Source organism: Eubacterium sulci ATCC 35585, from assembly GCA_001189495.1.
Taxonomy (GTDB): Bacteria; Bacillota; Clostridia; order Peptostreptococcales; family Anaerovoracaceae; genus Eubacterium_B; species Eubacterium_B sulci.
The window spans coordinates 211,010-230,969 of sequence record CP012068.1; the positions used below are offsets into that span (position 1 = coordinate 211,010).

The 19,960-nt window shown below is 41.4% G+C and carries 19 protein-coding genes and 3 pseudogenes; 15 read left to right on the plus strand and 7 right to left on the minus strand.

Going from position 1 to position 19,960, the window contains the following annotated elements; translation table 11 throughout:
• The first annotated feature begins 67 nt into the window (after nt 1–67).
• From ADJ67_00955 to ADJ67_00965, 3 genes are read left to right on the plus strand one after another with little or no spacing between them, the layout of a single operon-like run.
• Nucleotides 68–397, plus strand: a complete 330-nt coding sequence (locus ADJ67_00955) for a hypothetical protein (GenBank protein ID AKT47612.1) — start codon at nt 68–70, stop codon at nt 395–397.
• Entirely contained in the window at nt 384–770 is a 387-nt protein-coding gene (locus ADJ67_00960; protein ID AKT46413.1) for a hypothetical protein, read from the plus strand. Before ADJ67_00955 ends, ADJ67_00960 begins: the two co-directional genes overlap by 14 nt.
• Nucleotides 771–792: 22 nt before the next feature.
• Nucleotides 793–1,875, plus strand: coding sequence for a hypothetical protein (locus tag ADJ67_00965; protein ID AKT46414.1), 1,083 nt, complete (start codon nt 793–795; stop codon nt 1,873–1,875).
• Nucleotides 1,876–1,936: 61 nt separating this feature from the next.
• Here ADJ67_00965 and ADJ67_00970 read toward each other — a convergent pair whose 3' ends face one another.
• Complete coding sequence (locus ADJ67_00970) at nt 1,937–2,140, minus strand: disulfide oxidoreductase (GenBank protein ID AKT46415.1); 204 nt, start codon at nt 2,138–2,140, stop codon at nt 1,937–1,939.
• A gap of 92 nt (nt 2,141–2,232) precedes the next feature.
• Nucleotides 2,233–2,904: a hypothetical protein gene (locus ADJ67_00975; protein AKT47613.1), complete on the minus strand. Its 672-nt coding sequence runs from the start codon at nt 2,902–2,904 to the stop codon at nt 2,233–2,235.
• 191 nt (nt 2,905–3,095) lie between these two features.
• Here ADJ67_00975 and ADJ67_00980 point away from each other — a divergent pair, with 191 nt between their 5' ends.
• Genes ADJ67_00980 through ADJ67_00995 form a run of 4 tightly spaced genes read left to right on the plus strand, consistent with a single transcriptional unit; the run spans nt 3,096 to nt 7,108 of the window.
• On the plus strand, nt 3,096–3,758 hold the full coding sequence (locus tag ADJ67_00980) for a hypothetical protein (GenBank protein ID AKT46416.1): 663 nt from the start codon (nt 3,096–3,098) through the stop codon (nt 3,756–3,758).
• A gap of 2 nt (nt 3,759–3,760) precedes the next feature.
• Nucleotides 3,761–4,966: a hypothetical protein gene (locus tag ADJ67_00985; protein ID AKT46417.1), complete on the plus strand. Its 1,206-nt coding sequence runs from the start codon at nt 3,761–3,763 to the stop codon at nt 4,964–4,966.
• 2 nt (nt 4,967–4,968) lie between these two features.
• Nucleotides 4,969–5,670 carry a PhoB family transcriptional regulator gene (locus tag ADJ67_00990; GenBank protein AKT46418.1) on the plus strand — a complete coding sequence of 234 codons (702 nt, stop codon included), beginning with the start codon at nt 4,969–4,971 and terminating at the stop codon, nt 5,668–5,670.
• A complete protein-coding gene (locus ADJ67_00995; protein AKT46419.1) occupies nt 5,663–7,108 on the plus strand; it encodes a hypothetical protein in 1,446 nt (481 codons plus the stop codon). Before ADJ67_00990 ends, ADJ67_00995 begins: the two co-directional genes overlap by 8 nt.
• A gap of 7 nt (nt 7,109–7,115) precedes the next feature.
• Here ADJ67_00995 and ADJ67_01000 read toward each other — a convergent pair whose 3' ends face one another.
• Nucleotides 7,116–7,370 (minus strand): hypothetical protein, encoded by a 255-nt coding sequence (locus tag ADJ67_01000; protein AKT46420.1) that lies wholly within the window; start codon nt 7,368–7,370, stop codon nt 7,116–7,118.
• A 150-nt stretch (nt 7,371–7,520) separates the two neighbouring features.
• On the opposite strand from ADJ67_01000, the gene ADJ67_01005 reads away from it, so the two are divergent.
• The 5 genes and pseudogenes from ADJ67_01005 (at nt 7,521) to ADJ67_01025 (ending at nt 12,537) form a co-directional block, all read left to right on the plus strand.
• Nucleotides 7,521–8,264 (plus strand): hydrolase, encoded by a 744-nt coding sequence (locus ADJ67_01005; protein ID AKT46421.1) that lies wholly within the window; start codon nt 7,521–7,523, stop codon nt 8,262–8,264.
• A 21-nt stretch (nt 8,265–8,285) separates the two neighbouring features.
• On the plus strand, nt 8,286–10,655 hold the full coding sequence (locus ADJ67_01010; protein ID AKT46422.1) for an ATPase P: 2,370 nt from the start codon (nt 8,286–8,288) through the stop codon (nt 10,653–10,655).
• Between the two features lie 140 nt (nt 10,656–10,795).
• A pseudogene (locus ADJ67_01015) lies at nt 10,796–11,020 on the plus strand (hypothetical protein).
• 340 nt (nt 11,021–11,360) lie between these two features.
• Nucleotides 11,361–11,975, plus strand: coding sequence for a hypothetical protein (locus tag ADJ67_01020; GenBank protein AKT46423.1), 615 nt, complete (start codon nt 11,361–11,363; stop codon nt 11,973–11,975).
• A pseudogene (locus tag ADJ67_01025) lies at nt 11,962–12,537 on the plus strand (hypothetical protein). Before ADJ67_01020 ends, ADJ67_01025 begins: the two are co-directional and overlap by 14 nt.
• Before the next feature lie 139 nt (nt 12,538–12,676).
• On the opposite strand, the gene ADJ67_01030 reads toward ADJ67_01025, so the two are convergent.
• The 4 genes from ADJ67_01030 to ADJ67_01045 form a co-directional block, all read right to left on the minus strand.
• On the minus strand, nt 12,677–14,017 hold the full coding sequence (locus tag ADJ67_01030) for a hypothetical protein (protein AKT46424.1): 1,341 nt from the start codon (nt 14,015–14,017) through the stop codon (nt 12,677–12,679).
• Nucleotides 14,018–14,285: 268 nt separating this feature from the next.
• On the minus strand, nt 14,286–16,055 hold the full coding sequence (locus ADJ67_01035; protein ID AKT46425.1) for a threonyl-tRNA synthetase: 1,770 nt from the start codon (nt 16,053–16,055) through the stop codon (nt 14,286–14,288).
• A 138-nt stretch (nt 16,056–16,193) separates the two neighbouring features.
• Nucleotides 16,194–17,561, minus strand: a complete 1,368-nt coding sequence (locus tag ADJ67_01040; GenBank protein AKT46426.1) for a hypothetical protein — start codon at nt 17,559–17,561, stop codon at nt 16,194–16,196.
• 9 nt (nt 17,562–17,570) lie between these two features.
• The gene (locus tag ADJ67_01045) at nt 17,571–17,768 is read right to left on the minus strand and encodes a hypothetical protein (protein AKT46427.1); all 198 of its coding nucleotides are present in this window, start codon (nt 17,766–17,768) and stop codon (nt 17,571–17,573) included.
• A 203-nt stretch (nt 17,769–17,971) separates the two neighbouring features.
• On the opposite strand from ADJ67_01045, the pseudogene ADJ67_01050 reads away from it, so the two are divergent.
• From ADJ67_01050 to ADJ67_01060, 3 genes and pseudogenes are all read left to right on the plus strand, one after another.
• Nucleotides 17,972–18,451: pseudogene (locus tag ADJ67_01050) on the plus strand (hypothetical protein).
• Nucleotides 18,452–18,526: 75 nt separating this feature from the next.
• A complete protein-coding gene (locus tag ADJ67_01055) occupies nt 18,527–19,102 on the plus strand; it encodes a hypothetical protein (GenBank protein AKT47614.1) in 576 nt (191 codons plus the stop codon).
• 13 nt (nt 19,103–19,115) lie between these two features.
• Nucleotides 19,116–19,766, plus strand: coding sequence for an HAD family hydrolase (locus tag ADJ67_01060; protein AKT46428.1), 651 nt, complete (start codon nt 19,116–19,118; stop codon nt 19,764–19,766).
• Nucleotides 19,767–19,960: the final 194 nt, after the last annotated feature.

Consider the following 19,960-nt stretch of genomic DNA (forward strand, 5'->3'; position numbering starts at 1 on the left):
CAATGGTCAGTTTAACGCTAACAACGGCCAGTTTGGCGGAAATGGATTCAATCAGTATAGAGCACCAATTAGAAGAAGAGAAATTGCTCTTTGCATCATTTTCAGCTTGCTAACCTGCGGAATCTATGGCATCTACTGGATGATCGTGCTCAACGATGAAGTTAACTCACTGTCAGGTGAAGTAGGAGCTACAACAGGTGGAATGGTATTCCTATTTTCAATACTGACATGCGGAATCTACGGTATCTACTGGATGTACAAGATGGGTGAAAGACTTGATAGAGTTACAGGTAAGTCAAACACAGGAATTCTATACATCGTGCTTACCTTCCTAGGACTTGGTATCGTATCATATGCTCTAATGCAGGACACACTAAATAACTATGCAGATATGTAATAAGCGAGAAGGTGGATTTCTACGCTATTTGCTGAAGAAAACGACTCCCTTTATAATATTGGGAGTCATTTACTATATATGGCTTAGAATGACGAATATATATGTGCCTTGTGTTTTTAGGCACTTCACAGGATATAAATGCCCAGGCTGTGGTGTGACGACAATGTGCGTCAATATTTTGATGTTTAGGTTTCCGCAGGCTTTCTACGCTAATCCGTTCATCTTTACAACCATTCCGTTTTTACTTTTTGAAATACTATATAACGCATACCTTGGCTATAAGCAAAAGGCAATGCCTAGATGGAATAAGATTTTGCTTGTAATTTACTGCACTGCACTCATAGTGTTTGCGATAATCAGAAACATTATCTAGCATCAGAAATCAAGGCTATAATCTGGAGGACAAATTGGAAAAGCTTTTAGTAATATTCGGTGGGCTATCGCCAGAGCACGATGTCTCCTGCCTTTCGGCAGCATCCCTTACATCAAATGTGGATAGAAGCAGATTCGAGCTTAAATGTCTCGGCATAACGAGAGAAGGCAGATGGCTTTTGACGGAAGCGACTAGCGAAGAGATAAAATCGGGCGAGTGGAAGAATAGAGAAGATAATATAGCTGTATTTTTGTCAACGGATATGTCGAGGAAGGGTCTTTATCGCTGGGATGATGCGAGCGAGCCTATCTATATCCCGGATTGCCTATTACCGATATTACATGGCGAATACGGTGAAGATGGCTCAATTCAGGGCATTTTCAAGTATGCGGGCATTCCGTATATAGGTCCAGGAATTATGTCATCGGCAGTTGCAATTGACAAAGCGATAACCAAAAGGCTGGTCAAAGGCTTAGACCTTATGCAGGCTGATTATCTAGAGTTTAAGCTAGAAGATGGTGATGTCAAAGCGCAGTGCGAGGAGATAGCAAGCTACTTCAGTAACAGATACCCTATATTTGTCAAACCAGCTAATGCAGGTTCATCCATAGGTGTAAGTAAGGTGAGCAGTGCTTCAGAGATTAGAGATGCAGTTTCTGAGGCATATAAGCACCATAATAAAATAGTTGTCGAGGAGGGCATATCGGGTCGTGAAATTGAGGTAGCTGTTTTAGACTGCGGGAATGGTGAGCTAATTGCTTCGAGGATAGGTGAGATTGTCAGCGATGATAGGTTTTACTCATTTGATGAGAAGTACAAGGATTCGGTTAAGACCAAGGTTGGCATCTGCGATGACCTAAACGATGAAATAGTCTGTGAGATTCAGGAGCAGGCCAAGGCAGTATTCAGGGTCCTTGAATGCAAGGGGCTTTCTAGGGTGGACTTCTTCTATACTGATGATGGTGAGATTTGCTTTAACGAGATAAATACAATGCCAGGATTCACTGAGCACAGTATGTATCCTAAACTTATAATGGACAAGGGAATTAGCTATTCAGAGCTGATTACTACGCTCGTGGATGGTGCGATTAAACAATTTGAATAATAGCAGGCCTTTAGCCATGCAAAAAATAAAAAACTGCTGTTCACTGACAGCAGTTTTCGTCTTATTTTGATAGCTTTTCGTTGATAGCTGCTAGAAGAGCATCTGAGCTGATGCCGTGAACAGCGCAAGCGTCTGAAAGTGACTCCATCTGTGATGATGGGCAGCCTAGGCAGTGCATTCCTGCCCCCATTAGAATTTCGATTGTCTCTGGGTACTTTGATACAACCTCACCGATTAGCATGTCCTTAGTTACTTTATTTTCCATCTTTATATCCTCCATTTATTGTTCATCTGTTTAATATAAACATATTTTAACATATATTTAGGGCCTTGTAGGTAACAAATGTTACATGCGAACTAGATTAAATCCGCTAGGCCATCAAAATCAACTCCGTAGATTTTCTTGCCGTCAACATTTATGAGGCCTTCGTCGTACATTTTCATAAGCTCACGTGAAACGGATGGTCTTGCCGCGCCGAGAAGCTCAGAAAGGTTTTCGCGCCCTATTGTGAGCGGGGTCTTTGGATCGCATTTCGTCTCATTGACTATGAGGTAAGCAATCTTGGATCTAAGCGTTGAGCCGAGAAGAAGCCTAACTCTGCCGTTAAGGTAGAAAGCCTTCTGCGCCAAAATGTTGATCATATTTGACGAAAGAATCTGGTGTGTCCTGATACCAATTCCTATATCGCTTAGAATGTATTTCTTTGGAACCATCAAAACTTCTGAACGCGCAATTGCCTCGCCGAAGTGGTCGTAGCTGTCCTTGTTCAAAAATAGCAAAACCTCGCCAAATATCTCACCAGGCTCATCAAAATGAGTGACTATGCTTCGTCTTCCATCGAGGAAAATCTTGCCTATGTCGACAGAACCTTTAATCAGAATTAGAAGATCTGTCGGCTCATCGTCCATGTCAAATATCAGCTCGCCCTTCTCAAAACTGCAGAGCTTGGAATTACTGTTTTCTAGGTATTTCGAGATTTCATCACGGCTCAGAGTCTTAAAAAGCGGACAGCAACATAGCGCGTCCAAAGCCTGTGCCGATATATTTTTGATAGTTGCCACATTAGCCTCCTTTGCGAAGAAAAACGAACAGCCCAAATTACATTTTATTAATACCCCAATTGAGATATTTCTACCATATAAATGGACATCAAAGGGATATCGTGGTAAAGTTATATAGGATAATTATACAAAAATTTACAGTGCACGAGAGGGAAAATATGAAGATAAAGGCAGCAATATTTGATGCCGACGGCACGCTTCTCGACTCGATGGGACAGTGGAATTTGGTGCCGTATAAATACATAAAATCACTCGGTGTAGATGCAGATGAAAACATAGCCGAAAAGCTTTTTGCTATGACGATTTCTGAGGCGGCCGAGTACATAATAGATGAATACAATCTTACGGTAACGGCAGAGGAAGCTGTTGAAGGGATGGATGCGATAATTAGAGAGTTTTATCAGAATGAGGTTGAACTTAAGGAAGGCGCTAGGGAGCTTTTAGAGTATTTTAAGACGCGTGAGATTCCTATGGTTATCGGAACTTCGACTGATAGGGAATGCATCGAGGTAGGCCTTGAGCGCACGGGACTTTCTTCCTATTTTGATAGAATTTACACCTCGACAGAGGTCGGAAAATCAAAGGCAGAGCCGGATTTGTTCCTTCAGGCCATGGATTTTATGGCTAGGGCCCCAGAGGAGACCATAGTTTTTGAGGATGGGCTCTACTCGCTCAAAACAGCAGCTGCGCTTGGAATGAAGACAGTTGGTATCTTTGATGAGGTGAGTATCGCTAACCAAAAGGAAATAAAGGAACTTGCGGACCTATATGTTAGCGAGGGCGAGAGTCTAGTGTGCCTAATAGAAGGATTGGAAGGTTAGGGATGGAAAAGAAACTGAACTTCCTTTACTCGTCGGTACACGGTGCATACTGGGTTTACTACGGTGTTATTTCGAGCTTTTCGTCGGTGTTTTTGCTGGCAAGAGGCTTTTCAAATTCGCAGATTGGAATTATCATAGCGCTGGCGAATATACTTGCGGTAATAATACAGCCATATCTTGCTGACTATGTGGATAGATCTAGAAGAACTGCGATATTTAGCGTTATGGCGAGCATGTGCATAGCACTTGTTTTGTTTACAAATATAATTCTTGTAGCTAAGAATCATCTTGTACTTGGAACTTTTTATGTAGCAGCTTTCATGCTTCAGTCAGTTATGCAGCCTTTTTGCAATGGACTTAACCGCGTGCTCGAGGATGGCGGAAATAAGATTTATTTCGGATTTTGCAGGAGCATAGGTTCCTTGGTTTACAGCATTGTCGTTGTTGCCTTGGGATATATGGTTGATTCATATACTGTTGACATTATTCCAAAGGCCGGAATTCTAACGACTTTAGTGCTTTTAATAGTCGTTTGGTTCTCATATAGGGCACATAGACAAAACACTTTGATGGCAGGGGAAAAAAATGTGGAGCATGAGGTTCCTGCAGAGAAGATAAACCTAAGGGCGTTCCTCAAAGATCACAGGATGTTCTTCATGGTGAATCTAGGTGTTTTAGGTCTTTATGTTGGAAATGCGACTGTAAACACTTTTATGGCTCAGATTGTAAGGGCAGTTGGAGGAAACAATGGTGAAGTAGGGCTAGTTCTATCGGTTCTAGCTTTTCTCGAGGTTCCTGCGATGATGACCTTTGATAAATATAGCAAGAGAATACAGTGCAGTACGCTTCTGAAGTTTTCAGCAGTTGTGTTCTGTATATGGCTTGTCGGATGCACGCTTTCACCGAATGTAACCATGCTTCTCATAGTCCAGTTAACTCAGCTTTGTTCACTAGCGGTATTTTTACCTGCAATGGTCAAGTATATCGATGAGAATATGAGAAAAGGCGAGGAAATAAAGGGGCACATGCTGTTTACGACTATGACAACTACGGCAGGCGTTGTAACTAGCTTGATGGGCGGCTTTATATTGGATATTTTTTCAGCAAAGGTTCTTCTTTGCGCATCATCTGCGCTCACCATCATAGGTGCTATATTCATTTTTATGTATATAGATAAGGCGGCAGAGGAAAACAAGGAAAGGGATTAAAAATGGCACAGAATAAGATTTTGGTTGTTGATGATGATCAAGATATTAGAGAGGTAGTCTCCATTTTGCTTGGAAGTGAGGGATACAATGTTCTTCAAGCGGGTAATGGTGGCGATGCTGTTGAGATGGTATATGCTGACAAGGAGATAAATCTCGTAATTCTTGACATAATGATGCCTGGTCTTACAGGCGTTGAAACCTGCGAGATGATTCGCCGAAGATCAAACGTGCCTATCATGTTTTTGACGGCAAAATCGCAGGAGAAGGATAAGATAGATGCCTATTCAGAGGGCGGTGATGACTACCTAGTTAAGCCTTTTTCTCAGGCAGAGCTTTTGATGAAGGTAAAATCCCTTCTGAGAAGATATACGGAGTATCAGAGAGTGGTATCTCAGGCTTCGGGCGTTACGGCGCTGAACGAGAGCATTAGGCTCGATTCTAAGAAGCGTTGTGTCATCAAAGAAGGAAAGCGTATCTCTTTGACAGATAAGGAATATGCGATAATGAGATACTTTGTTGAACACCGTGGTGAAATCGTCGGCAATAAGGACCTTTATGAGGGCGTTTGGAACGGTGAGTATCGTCCATCTGATGGGAATACGGTAATGGTTCACGTGCTTAACCTGCGAAAGAAGCTCGAGGATGATGCTAACCACCCTAAGCTTATAAAGACCATCTGGGGAAAGGGGTACAAGGTTGAGTAAGAAGAAGTTTATTTCGCTTAACCTTATGCTCACCATTGTCGTACTCGCAACCATTGTGCTTGCCATCTCGCTTTATGGAGTCTCAGATTGGCTAGAGAATATACTGATTGAGAAATTCTACAAGAGCGATGCTGCAATCGAAAAGAATGTCGGCAAGGCATACAGCGGGCTTGAGGAGTATATAGCGAATAATAATGTCAAGGGGACCGACACCGAAAAGCTTCAGAAATGGGTAAAGAAAAACGATTACACTTATCTCACGGTTTCTGATGATACGAATACGGTATTCGACGGAGGCTGGTCATACTCGCCAACGACGGACAATAAAACCAAGAGCGACAAGAAGTTAACGACTAACAATCAAATAAAACAGCAAACAACAACTTTAGACGAGAATTTTAAGACAAACTTTAAGAATAGGATTGTTAAATTCGCTGATAAAAAATATTACGTATTTATAGATGTGTACAAGGAAGAGCATTTTTCCAAGATTATGCTTTTTGTCAAGATATTCGTCTGTGGTCTTGCTATTTTCGGAAGTCTTTTGATATATAACAGTAGGGTTCTGAAGAGGATGATTAGGCTATCAAAGGAAGTTCAGGAGGTTATCGACGGAAACCTTGAGGCAGAGATTAATCCTATGTCAAATGACGAGATTGGAAGGCTTGCGGTCAATGTCGACAACATGCGTAACTCTATAGTTGAAAGACTTCAGAGCGAGAAGGCTGCTTGGGATGCAAACACACAGCTCATAACCGCTATGTCGCATGATATCAGGACTCCGCTCACATCGTTAATAGGCTATTTGGACATTATTGAGAGTCATAAGTATAATTCTGAAGAGGAAATGCTTAAGTACATTGTTTCGAGCAGAGAGAAAGCTTTCCAGCTAAAGGATTTGTCTGATAAGCTATTCCAATATTTCCTTGTATTTGGAAGCCACAAGGAGAAGGAGCTTGAGGTCTACAATGCCGGTATCCTTTTGCAGCAGCTTATATCTGAGCATGCAGCTGAGCTTATAAACTACGGATATCAGATTGACTTTGAGTACTCAGTTCCTGAGATTGATATAAAGGCCGATGTTTCAGGTCTTAAGAGGCTCTTTGATAATGTTTCATCAAATATATTAAAGTACGCCGATAAGACTTACCACGTGCGAATAAGTGCAGTGCAGGAGCTTTCGGAGATTATAATCAGAATCATAAATAGATCGCGTCCAGATTCGCGCGATGTAGAGAGTAACAAAATTGGACTCAAGACTTGTGAGAGAATTTGCCGTAATATGGGCGGAAGATTTTCATATAAAGATGAGGGAACTCTATTTACGGTAAAAATAAATCTCCCGGTATTCGAGGGAACGCCGGAAGGTGAAATCAAAGCTGATGAAGCTGAATCGCAGGATTCAGCTGAGACAGATATTACGGAAAAGCATCAATAGAAATCTATTATTTTCCGTTTTTGGCAGCTTCTTCGAGTGCGTGAACAAGCTGGTCGGCACAAGAGGTGTCTTTGAAACCGCAGGTAATTCCCTGAAGTCTTTCTCTCACCTCTTCGAGGGTCATTCCCTTTACAAGGTTTGAGATTGCTTTGAGGTTACCGTTGCAACCGCCGGTGAAATTGACCTCTTTGATCTTGTCGCCGTCCATCTCAACGTCGATAAATGAAGCGCATGTTCCATGAGTTTTGAATTTATATGACATTTTACACCTCCAAATATTGCATTTCTTATCGCATTATAGCATAGTTTTGCTGTTTTGACTAAGGACAATCTTTGATGGATGGTGAAAAGTGCGAAACCAGAATCAAAGGCACGCGTGTCGTGCGTTATATAAAACTAAGATTGGAGTGATATGATGAACAAAAAAGACATTCCACGCCTAAATGGAACCTTAAGATCACACAGCTTACAGATTCCAGAAAACATTTGGAAGGCAAAGGGCATAGTTGTGCTCGGCCGAAGAATAAAGTCAGTTATATTTACAACGGACCTTGCCATAATCAGAAACTGCAATGCCGATGCGGTGCTAGCGGTGTATCCTTTTACGCCACAGCAGATTATTTCGCAGACCATAGTAAATGCGTCGTCTATTCCTGTATTTGCAGGTGTTGGTGGAGGAACCACAACGGGACTTCGTTCTGTTTTGATAGCAAGAGACGCTGAGGCACATGGAGCTTTTGGTGTAGTCGTAAATGCCCCAACTCAGAATGATACTATCATGATGATAAAGAAGACTATTGATATTCCAATCATTGTAACCGTACTAAACAGTGATACGGATATTCAGGCAAGACTAGATGCAGGTGCATCGATTTTGAATGTTTCTGCTGCGGCAAAGACGCCTCAGGTGGTTCGCGAAATCCGAAAGAAATTCCCAACGATTCCAATTATCGCAACGGGTGGTCCTACGGAGGAATCCATAGCTGAGACAATTGAAGCTGGTGCAAACACGATAAGCTACACGCCGCCTTCAACAGCAGATATATTTGCAAGCATGATGGAAAACTACAGAAATAGTCCAGACGATGCATCAAAGAAAGGCAGTGATCTCGAGGAAATCGAGAAAGAACTCAAAGCGTCAATGGATATAATATAGTTCGTTTAGAAAAGGAAAAGTATGCAGGGATTAACAAAGCAAGAAGTAAAAGATAGAGAACAGGCCGGAAAGGTGAATGTAAAGGTAAGCTCCTCGACGAGAACGGTGAAGCAGATAGTGAAGGACAATGTCTTCACCTACTTCAACCTTATCTTTACGGTGCTCGCACTTCTACTCGTTATCGCAGGTTCGCTTAAGGATTTGACATTTATGCTCATAGTCTTTGCGAATACGGCAATAGGAATACTGCAGGAGATTAGATCAAAGCGCACCCTCGACAGCCTGAAAATCCTCAAGATGCCAAAGGTTGAGGTCTTGAGAGATGGCAAGAGAACAGAGGTCGCTACAGAAAAACTAGTCATCGATGATGTGATTATTTTGCGCTCTGGAAACCAGATTCCAGCAGATGCAGAGGTTATAGATGGCTCGATTCAGGTAAATGAGTCTCTTTTGACGGGTGAAGCCGACGAGATTGGAAAATCTCAGGGCGATGCATTGCTTTCGGGAAGCTATGTAGTTTCTGGAGAGTGCATGGCAGTTCTTACTGCGGTCGGAGCTAGCTCGTATATATCAAAGCTAACAAAGGAAGCAACCAAGGATAAGCAGGAAGAGTCCGAGATGATAAAGTCGCTCGACAAGCTGGTTAAGGTCATCGGAATTTTAATTATACCAATGGGACTTACGCTCGTATTTCAGGAGTGGTACATACTCGATGGAACCTTTAGAAGCAGTATAACTTCAATGGTTGCAGCTATTCTCGGAATGATTCCAGAAGGCCTATACATGACGGCGAGCATAGCTATGGTTGTTTCGGCTTTGAGGCTAGCAAAGAAGGATGTTCTTGTCCAGAACATGAAGTGCATAGAAGCTCTAGCACGTGTAGACGTGCTTTGCGTTGACAAAACTGGTACTATAACAGGCCCAGATATGAAGGTTGAAGGCTTTGTAAAGATGGATGAAAGTATTAGCGATGATGCCTTAGAGACTCTAGTAGGCGACATTGTGAGATATCAAAGCAAGGATAACTCGACCATGGCCGCGCTTCAAGAGCACTTTACTAAGCTGAGTGGAAGAGAAGCTACATCGGTTTGCGGATTTTCATCTAAATATAAGTACAGTGCAACCTGCTTTGTTGAGGGCAACTTTGTAATAGGCGCACCTGAGTTTATACTGAGAAGTGACTTTGAAAGGTACGAAGACTATATAAGTAATATAAGCAATAAGGGATATAGAGTCCTTGCAATTGCACAGACTAACGAGGTTCCTAATGGCGGAAGGCTTGAGGCAGCTGCGAGACTTCTTGGACTTGTGTTCCTAGATAATCCAGTAAGAGAATCGGCGAAGGAAACCTTTGAGTACTTCGCAGCAAATGGCGTAGAGATCAAAGTTATTTCGGGAGACAACCCTGAGACAGTATCACACGTAGCCATGGAAGCTGGAATCATAGGTGGAGACCACTATGTAGATGCTAGAGATTTAACGGATGAGCAGTCAATTTATGAGGCTGTTGAGAGATTTACGGTATTTGGTAGAGTTACGCCTGAGCAGAAACTTGCATTTGTCAAGGCGCTTAAGAAACAGGGCAAGACTGTAGGTATGACGGGTGACGGTGTAAACGACGTCCTCGCCTTAAGAGATGCAGACTGCTCGGTAGCCATGGCTTCCGGAAGCGAGGCGGCGTCAAATGCGTCTATGCTCGTTTTGATGGATTCAGATTTCTCTAAGATGCCTTCTGTAGTTTCCGAGGGTAGAAGAGTTGTAAATAACATCCAAAAGGCAGCATCACTTTACTTAACAAAGAATATTTTCTCACTGCTTCTTGCGGTGTTCTCGGTGATCAATGTGCTTAAGTATCCACTAAAGCCTTCGCAGATTACTTTGATAAGCATGTTCACGATTGGCGTTCCGTCGTTTATCCTTTCGCTAGAGCCAAATTTTGATAGAATCAAAGGAAGATTCCTATCAAATGTGTTCAAGATGGCCCTGCCGGCGGGTATTACGATGTTCATAAGCGTAAGTTCTCTGGTTGTATTTGGGCAGGTGTTCAACATCACAGCAGAGTGTATTTCGACTTCAAGCACTATGCTTGTTGCGCTAGTTGGCTTCCTATACTTAGGTAAGGTGGCTCAGCCGATAAATAGACTTCACATTGGAATGATGGCGATTTTGATAGCGGGTATGGCTTACAGCGTTATGTTTATGCCTAAGCTCTTTGGTATCAACAGCATTACAACAGAAGCTGCTATGCTTCTCGTAGTATTTTTGATCGCTACAGAAGGCCTATTCAGATATATCCATAAGGGTGTGGGTATCGGAAAATGGATTTCAGAGAGGCGTAAAGCTCGCAAGCTAGAAAAGCGAAGAGGAAGAAGACGTAAGAGCGCGGAATAGAAATGTGAAATTTATTGAGATATGCATATTTTACGTTGATATTTGATTGGAGATGAGCTAATATAAAAAGGTGGTAAGTTTAACTATACGTTAGACTGCATATAAAAACATAATATAGTACCTAAGTGGGGAGAAAAAGAATGAGTGTATTTTATGGCAAGAGAGGAAAGACCCGAAGACTAATAATGCAGAATTCTAAAGCATTACTAGAAACTCATGGAATTGAGCATGTCACAATGCAGGACATTGCAGATGCTGCGAATGTTTCCAGGACAACGGTTTTCAACTACTTTGGGAGTGTTAAAGGTGTGCTAGACGCACTTTGCGAGGATGAGGTTAACGCAGTAAGGGAATACTGCGAAAGAAAAGAGAAAAGGGAAGACAATCGTCCAGATGTAAGACATGTCTTCGAGCAGCTGATTAAAGATGCAGCTGTCTTCCCGGCGCTGATTATCAGGGTAATTTCAGCATCAATAGTCGAACCGGGCGGCTGCAATCCAATTTTAGAAATAGAGCAGATGATATTAGACAGAATCGGTGGAGACGAGACCAAGTTAACATTTTTAACTGGTGGTTTTTACGCAGTTCTAAATCATACTTACCTGCACGATGGCAAGATTGACGAGAATAAGATGATGGACAAGATGGATGACATCATTCAGCAGGTAGAGTGTTTGGGCTAGTTTAAGGGGAAAGGATTAGTTGATGAAACCAGAAGAGCTTTCAAACTATATCAAAAAGATAAGAGAGCTTGAATACAATTTACAAGTAGAAGACAGATTACTCGTTAAGCTGGACGGCAAATGCCTTATATCAAAAGCAGGAACCGAACTTTACAAGCTAGGAACTGAAGATTTTTCCGAAGTTACAGACGAGTATATGACAGAAGCTGAAATACTAATGAGCCTCAAAAATTATGAGGCTCTTATGCTTAGCGCACCTAAATACTGTAAGGCGTGCATCAAAGCAGGTACGCAAGTAACAGCAGTGCTCGATGACTTCGCACAGATTGTTGGTCACAGGGCTCCAATACTAGATAGAGATGCACATAAAATTGCAAGTTCTCTCAGGAAGGATTCAGCAGTACTTGTAGATCCACAAGGAGAGCTATCGCATGCTTATGCAATAACCATTGGCAGAAATCCATATGAGGCTGTTGTTGCCATGACTGTACTAGAAAAATCGGCAGAAATAGTCCTCAAAGCTTCGGTAATAGGTGGTGCAAAGGAACTTGGCTTTTTTACTGTGAATACAAACAGAAGAAAGTATTTGAACAAGTACTCTAGGGCAGAGAGGAGGATTGCAGATGAGAAAAAATGATGAATGGCAATCCAGACGCTCCATGGCTGAATACGGACGCAAGCTTCTTGAACTTGGACTAGTTCAGGGCACTTGGGGAAATATATCTGTGAGACTTTCCGCAAACTACATGCTTGTAACTCCATCAGGCCTAGATTATAAGATGATAGATGGTAGCGATATGGTAAAGGTCGCAATTAAAACTTTGACATGTGGAGACGGAAATGTTCCAACAACAGAGAAGGGATTACATGCAGGAATCTATGAGAGTAGAAGCGACATTGGAGCAATAATTCATACGCATTCCAGATACTGCTCAATCTTTGCGGCGGCGAGAAAGCCACTGCAGGTTTTGGATGAAAAACTAGCAAAGATTACAGGAGAGCTAATCTACATCAGTGACTATGCCTATGCTGGAAGCCGAAAGCTGACCAAGAATGTCGTAAAGGCACTCGGCGACCGCTCTGGATGCATAATATCAAACCACGGTATGATTGCTTGTGGCAAGGACCTTCAGGATGCACTAGAGATATGTCTAGCTATGGAAAAGGCTGCAGAACAGTACATAGAGGCAAGGATTAGTAAGTAAATATGAGAAATAACGATAGTATAAATTATCGGGTTGGTTAGAAAAATCCATCTCTAAACTATCGGGTTGGTGACTATGAATAAAAAGGACATTTTTCGCATGAAATTCATGTGGAAAATGTCCTTTTATATTGCTACTCTTTATTGTATGGACCTCTCTTTCGTCCAATCCTCTTGTTTGTTTTAAGGTTGTCCGATATTGCAAAGTATATTTTTGGATTTAAAGCGAATAGAGTTCTACATCTAAACCGTTTAAAGTTGCCAAGCCCTCTGGATACAGTTATGTATGTTCGGAGTTTTCCGTTGATATTCTCAGAATAAGCATTGGAAAGTTTTCTGTTTTCATATGGTCTTCTGAAAGAATTAAGTATTTCAGTTTTCCATTTTACTAATATGGATGCAAATTCATCATATTGAGGAATTCCGGAGTTATTAAAAAGCCTTACAACATCATCATATTTTTCAACTGCCTCCTCATAGGTTGCTGTTTTGTTTAGCCTTCTGTAATACTCTTTTAATTCATATGCTTCGCCAAGGATTGGGAAAGTATCTTTGATCATCATTAACAAATCTCTTCGATTTAAGGTGGTTTGGAATCTGTGATTATATGCTTTAGCGTTATCTAAATCTATGCCGTCCTTATTTAATAGCCAGTTCCATTTCTTTAAAAGATAATAGCCATTTGAATCGTAAGGACATTGTTTCATAAGGCTAATTCTAAGATTTTCAAAGTCTCTGCACAGGTGTTCAATTACATGAAAAGGGTCAACTGCCACTATTGCATTTGGTAAAAATGACTTTGCAACATCACGGTAAGGTTCCCACATATCAATAGTTACATATTTTACATTATGCCTTTCTTCTCTTGTTTTACTCACGAAAAAATTTGATAGATAATCTTTACTTCTGGAATCCAGAATATCGTATAGGCAACGCTTTTCGTTGTCTACAATTACACATAAATAGCTAGCATTCTTCCTTGAAAGAGAAGGACTATGAAGTTCATCAATGCCAACGGATTCAGGAAGAGGAAGATTAGGGACAACAACATATGAATCAAGATAATTGTTTATCTGTGTGGTTGAAATATTCAGTTCTTCGGAAATCATTTCTAGAGTGTAGCCAAGGTTCTTTAATTTCTTCATAACTTCATCAAGAAGCAAGTATGATGAATTGAATTCAGAGAATGCAAAAGGATTAGGTTCCATGGAAATCTTGCCACAGCCTTTACAGAGATATCGATTGGCATTATATTTGATATATCCGTTAGTATCTCTCAAAACAGGGTGATAGATTGTTTTCATTCTGTGTCCATATCCGATAGTTTCACAACGGCAATATGGACAGGAAAAAAGCTTCCTTTTAAGCTGAACATTGTAGTAAGTTTTACCATTTTCTGTAGAAACAAAGAAATATTCCAGATCAGAATCTCTGATATTGAGAAAAGTTGTGATAAAATCAGTATTAGGAATCATAGAGTTCCTCCCTTCGTAATTAGAGTATTGTGCTTAAATACATTATATGCGAAGGGTTATTTTTTTTACCAACCCGATATTTTAGAGTCCACCAACCTCAAAGAAAAAACGGTCTGTTTTTACCAACCCGATAATTTAGAGAGTACCAACCCCAACCCAATATTTTAGAGCGCCGAAATAACAAAGGGACTAGATTTAATCTAGTCCCTTTAATCGTTTATATTTGAATATTTATAAGAATCGCCTATTAACGATTCAATCTAAACCCTTATAGTTCCTCAATTAGCTCAAGGTTGTGCTCAAGATTCATCTCATTACACATATCGATGAATTTCTCTAGTGGAACATTCTGGATCTGCTTGTTGCTTCCGCGAACATTTACAGAAACAGTGTTTTCGCTAGCTTCCTTATCACCGAGTACGATGATATATGGAGCTTTGCAGTTCTTATAAGCCTTAATCTTTTCCTTCATGTTGCGGTTCTCGTAGTCAACCTCAAATCTGATGCGGTTCTTACGAAGAAGCTTAGCAACTTTCTCAGCATACTCATTGTGCTCAGGACGGATAGGAACTATGCCTACCTGAACAGGTGAGAGCCAGAATGGGAATGCACCCTTGAAGTTCTCGATTAGGATACCGATGAAACGCTCAAATGAACCGAAGATTGCACGGTGAATCATAACTGGGCGCTGCTGGCTTCCGTCAGCTGCAGTGTACTTAAGATCAAAGTTCAAAGGTAGCTGGAAGTCAAGCTGGATTGTACCCATCTGCCATTCACGACCTAGAGCATCTGTCATCTGTAGGTCAATCTTAGGACCGTAGAAAGCACCATCGCCTTCATTAACTTCGTAGTTGCCTTCTCCATACTGATTATCAAGGATTGCCTTTAGACCTGCCTCAGCCTTGTTCCATGACTCGATGTCTCCCATATAGTCATCAGGTCTTGTTGAAAGCTCTGCGCGGTACTTTAGACCTAGTGTTCCGTAAATCTCGTCCGCTATCTTCATGATATCGGCGATTTCGTCAGCTACCTGATTCTCAGCTAGGATTGTGTGTGCATCGTCTTGACGGAACATCTGAACACGGAATAGACCGTTAAGCTCGCCGGACTTCTCCTTACGATGAATTGTATCTGTCTGGCTGATTCTAATTGGAAGGTCCTTGTAGCTGTGAATACTTCTCTTATATGTAAGTATAGCATTAGGGCAGTTCATTGGTTTAAGAGCATAAATCTTATCACCATCGTTTGCTGGAGGAACTACAAACATATTCTCTTTGTAATGACCCCAGTGTCCGCTGACTTCCCAGAGCTCACTGCTGCTTAGAACAGGACCTGAAATCTCCTGATATCCATGCTCTTCGTGTATGCTAGACCAGAATCCCTTAAGTGCATTGAAGAGCTTCCATCCTCTTGGTAGCCAGTAAGGCATACCAGGTGCACTTGGCTGGAACATAAATAAATCTAGTGCTGGGCCAATCTTCTTGTGGTCACGCTCCATAGCTTCCTTAACGAGCTTTAGATGCTCTTTTAGATCCTGCTTGTTTAGGAAGGCGTAAACATAGATACGCTGAAGCTGCTCACGGTTTTCGTCGCCTCTCCAATATGAGCCAGAAGCTGATTTAATCTGAAATGCACAGTTCATCAATTCCTGAGAATTGCTAATGTGCGGTCCACGACATAGGTCAACAAAGTCATCTCCTGTGTAGTAAACTGTGAGTCTCTCGTCCTCAGGTAGCTCGTTGATCAGTTCAACCTTGAATATCTGGTCCTTGAATAGCTCTAGAGCCTCGCTCTTAGAGAGCTCCTTACATACCCAATCTTCTCTGCGCTTGATAATCTCGCGCATCTTTTCCTCTATTGCAGGGAAGTCGTCATTTGTCACATTCTTAGGCAATACGAAATCGTAGTAAAATCCGTCGGCAATTTCTGGGCCGATGGCTATCTGAACATTCTCCTTGCCATAAATCTCCATAACAGCTTTAGCTAGGATATGTGCAAGGGAATGGCGATATACTTTTGCAAATTCTTCTTTATTCATAAAACTATCCCCCATATAAAATTTAGCATTAATTAGTATTAAAAAGGTAATTTAATTGTACCCCTTATACTAACATATTATCCATTTATTGTAAAATAAAACCAATAAATTAATATAAATTTATTGGTTTTACTAATTTTATTTATCCTTTTTTGCTAAATCCCTCAAAATTTCCTCATGTGCACGCTTTGTTATCGGATAAAGGTAGATTGATATAGCCGCAACAGCTAGAAACATTACAGGAATTATAGTTGTAGAGCTCTCTATTCGTGCCAAAGTCTCGGCATTTTGCACAGTTGCATTTCCATCAAAGCCAGATACCTTAAGAAGTGTACCGAGTATCAGCGAGCCGGCGCCTACAGCAACTGCCTCAATTAACCCCTGGAAGGAAACTATAGTTCCCTGTCTTGATTTACCGCTATGGAGCTGGTCGTAGTCGCACACATCGTAGTAGATTGCAGGCATTAGCTGCCAGTAGATACATGTGCAGAGCATCAAAGCTAGGACATATAGAGCGATGGTAAACTTGCTTTCGATACCGATGAAGTGAAGTAATACCATCAAAGCGATACCAAGAGAGTAAAATGCAATTATCGCTAGACGCTTGTCTGTTTTGATAGCGATTCTTCCCACAAGTGGGATGAAAGCTACTGCAATCAGCGGTCTGAACAAAAGTAAAAGTGCAATAAGCTTAGGTGAAAATCTTAGGTTATATGTCATAAAGTAGAGCATGTCAGACATCAAAATCGCATAGCAGATAAGCGATGTTAGGCTGGCAATTGTCAGGTATATCATAGGCTTTAGCTTTGCAACGGCAATGTATTCCTTGAATATACCTAGGATTCCATTACTGTCATCCTTTGCTGGGGCATCTGCCTTAGAACATGGAAGATCCTTACTCTTTGATAGATGAACCGTTATAAATATTACGCTCATTATAATCAGTCCAAGCATGCCTGCAGTTAGCGACCATGCGTGGCTGGTTTCCATTCCCTTTGATTTTAGAAAGTCTATCAAAAGTGTAGGCGAGAACATGCAGATTAAGATTCCCATCATATTGAAGAATGATGCATAAAGCCTTAGCACGATTCTATCGTCGTAGTTTGTTGTATATTCTGCGCCAAGTGCTAGATAAGGGACAAAGAAGCCAGTGTATGATGTCCAAAAAAGCATGAGAATCAGGCCGTAGTAGATTGCTTTTAGGGTTTCGGGTAGTGGAACAACGGTGTAAAGCAAGAAGAGTGAAACGCCGAGCGGAATTGAAAACGCGAGCATTACAGGTCTACGCTTACCAAAGCGAGTTCTTACTTTGTCCGAAAAATACCCCATAAATGGGTTAAAGATGGCATTCCAAATAGCACCGACAGCGCTGATTACGCCAGCCTTTGCTGGATCAATCTTTGCCACGGTGGTAAGAAAGAACATCAAAAAAGTACCTATAAATGTATAGGCAATTGCATCTCCGGTCGAAGCAATGCTGTAGCCGAGTTTATCTGATTTTTTCATACTTATAAGCTATCTGCTTTCTGACTCCAGCTCAGAGCTAACTGCTTCGTCCTTGCGAACTGGCGCTAGGGCAATTACTGAAAGTCCAACAAGTGTTGTCAGAGTTAAGGCTGTAGCTATATTGAGAAATACGTTTCTCTGACGCTGTTTCTCTCTAGCGAGGATTTCCTCAGCTTTCTTTAGTTTCATTCTATTCTTTTTACGCATCTTATCTCCTTTGTGCCAAGAGGCCTTTGCTATCATTTTATATTTTGATTGTCATATGATTGTATCACTAAAAACCAGAGGATGGAATAGTTTCACTAGTTATAATATAAGATATTAATTTAATTGTAGTTATCATGTGTATGTCAGTTTTGTTTTAAGCAGATGAGATGGTATAATATAATGGTTATTAAAAGAATATAAATATGCTAGGAGATGAATATATGAACGGTTTTGAGGATTTGATGATAGCCGAGGGCGCAGTTGTCAGCGGAAATGTAAGATGTGGCAAGGATTGCTCTATTTGGTATAACGCAACGGTTCGAGGAGACTCAGCTGAGCTCAAAATGGGCTCGAGAGTTAATGTCCAGGAATCTGCAGTTCTGCATCTTGATGCTGGATATCCTATGCATATAGGTGATGATGTGACGATTGGCCATGGCGCTATAGTTCATGGTGCAGTAATTGAGGATAACTGCATGATAGGCATGGGCTCAATTTTGATGAATGGATGTCATATAGGAAAGAATTCCCTAGTGGCAGCAGGAAGCCTAATCCCCCAGAACAAGAAATTTCCAGAGGGTGTGCTCATAGTAGGAAGCCCAGCAAAGGTAGTAAGAGATCTAACTCCAGAGGAGATAATCGGCAATCAAAAAGCGGCAGAGCACTATGTCGCTTCAGCCAAGGCACACTTTGGAAAGACATCGGAGAAGACTGCTATAACAAAGGTAGGTGGTCTGAATTTTTCTGGAGAATCAAAGATGAATCTCAAGGAATTGCTAGATAGGTGCAGGACATATAGAAGGTTTAAACAGGTTGAAATTCCTAGAGAAGAACTCGCCGAAATAGTTTCTATGGCAGCAAAGAGAAGCTGTGGCAGAAATGCTCAGGAGCTTCGTTTTGTTGTTGTAACAAATAGGGAGAAAGTCAGAACGCTTTGCGAGAATGCAAAGTGGGCTGCGTCCTTGCCAAGCGAACTAGGAACGCCAAAAGAAGATGAGATGCCGACAGCTTTTATAGTGATTTACTATGCAGGAAGCCCATCGATGATAAAGGATATAGATACCGGAATTGCATCAGATACTATAGCTATAGCTAGTGCCGAAAAGGGTTACGGAAGCTGCATACTCGCATCAATTAATGCCAAGGCTTTTGCAAAGGAGCTTGGGCTTGATGATGATATCACAATGCGCCTTGCAATAGCGATTGGAAAACCAGCTCATACGAGCACATTGGTCGAAGGCAAGGCGGGTGAACTTAGCTACTATATAGATGAAGAAAGAAACTACTACGTCCCTAAGCTTCCTTTGGATGAAGTTCTTAGTTTTGATGAGTAGGTGGGGGGATTTGATGAAATATAAATTAGCCATTTTTGATATGGACGGAACCATTCTATCGACGCTCGACGACCTTGCAAACGGTGTAGACTATGCATTAAGTGAGAATGGGCTCCCAGCAAGAAGCAAGCAGGAGACGAGGGCGGCGCTCGGCAGGGGCGTCAGGTTTTTGATAGAACAAAGCGTGCCAGCCGGACTTAGCGATGCTGAAATATCAAAGGTTGAAGAGGATTTTCTGAAATACTATAAGGTTCATAGCATGGATAATACTAGGCCTTACGATGGAATAGTTGAACTGATCAAAGAGGTGAGAGCTAGTGGCGTAAAGACAGCTGTTGTTTCCAACAAGATTGACAGTGCTGTTAAGGAGCTTTGTGCGAATTTCTTTGAGGGCGCCTTTGATGTAGCTTATGGTGAGAGACTTGGAATACCAAGGAAGCCAGATCCAAAGCCTATAAATGCTATAATTGATGAGTTCGGCTTGAGCAAGGACGAGGTTGTATATATCGGTGATTCGGAGGTTGATCTGCTCACGGCAAACAATGCGGGGATTAATCACATAATAGTCACATGGGGATTTAGAGACAGAGATTTTTTGGTGCAAAATGGGGCGAAGACTCTTGTGGAAAGCATGGACGAGCTCAAAGAGCAAATCTGCAAATAAAAGCTCAGATGGCTTGAAATATGCACATGAGGTTTATCGCTTTAGCAAAGTAAAAGGTCAAGTCTTAATTTCTAATGGAAGAGCCTTATTTCTATTACCGAATTTCATAACGAAATAATCAAAAAATAGTAGATATGTGATGGATTTGTGTTATAATACAGGAAAGTTACGACTGCATTTGTTGTGCAGTCCAA

What these genes read in the sequence shown, in the direction of transcription:
- ADJ67_00960 (AKT46413.1), top strand. Translation starts at nt 384, where the DNA reads ATGCAGATATGTAATAAGCGAGAAGGTGGATTTCTACGCTATTTGCTG.
- ADJ67_00970 (AKT46415.1), bottom strand. Translation starts at nt 2,140, where the DNA reads ATGGAAAATAAAGTAACTAAGGACATGCTAATCGGTGAGGTTGTATCA.
- ADJ67_00980 (AKT46416.1), top strand. Translation starts at nt 3,096, where the DNA reads ATGAAGATAAAGGCAGCAATATTTGATGCCGACGGCACGCTTCTCGAC.
- ADJ67_00985 (AKT46417.1), top strand. Translation starts at nt 3,761, where the DNA reads ATGGAAAAGAAACTGAACTTCCTTTACTCGTCGGTACACGGTGCATAC.
- ADJ67_00990 (AKT46418.1), top strand. Translation starts at nt 4,969, where the DNA reads ATGGCACAGAATAAGATTTTGGTTGTTGATGATGATCAAGATATTAGA.
- ADJ67_01000 (AKT46420.1), bottom strand. Translation starts at nt 7,370, where the DNA reads ATGTCATATAAATTCAAAACTCATGGAACATGCGCTTCATTTATCGAC.
- ADJ67_01005 (AKT46421.1), top strand. Translation starts at nt 7,521, where the DNA reads ATGATGAACAAAAAAGACATTCCACGCCTAAATGGAACCTTAAGATCA.
- ADJ67_01010 (AKT46422.1), top strand. Translation starts at nt 8,286, where the DNA reads ATGCAGGGATTAACAAAGCAAGAAGTAAAAGATAGAGAACAGGCCGGA.
- ADJ67_01020 (AKT46423.1), top strand. Translation starts at nt 11,361, where the DNA reads ATGAAACCAGAAGAGCTTTCAAACTATATCAAAAAGATAAGAGAGCTT.
- ADJ67_01030 (AKT46424.1), bottom strand. Translation starts at nt 14,017, where the DNA reads ATGATTCCTAATACTGATTTTATCACAACTTTTCTCAATATCAGAGAT.
- ADJ67_01035 (AKT46425.1), bottom strand. Translation starts at nt 16,055, where the DNA reads ATGAATAAAGAAGAATTTGCAAAAGTATATCGCCATTCCCTTGCACAT.
- ADJ67_01040 (AKT46426.1), bottom strand. Translation starts at nt 17,561, where the DNA reads ATGAAAAAATCAGATAAACTCGGCTACAGCATTGCTTCGACCGGAGAT.
- ADJ67_01045 (AKT46427.1), bottom strand. Translation starts at nt 17,768, where the DNA reads ATGCGTAAAAAGAATAGAATGAAACTAAAGAAAGCTGAGGAAATCCTC.
- ADJ67_01055 (AKT47614.1), top strand. Translation starts at nt 18,527, where the DNA reads ATGAATCTCAAGGAATTGCTAGATAGGTGCAGGACATATAGAAGGTTT.
- ADJ67_01060 (AKT46428.1), top strand. Translation starts at nt 19,116, where the DNA reads ATGAAATATAAATTAGCCATTTTTGATATGGACGGAACCATTCTATCG.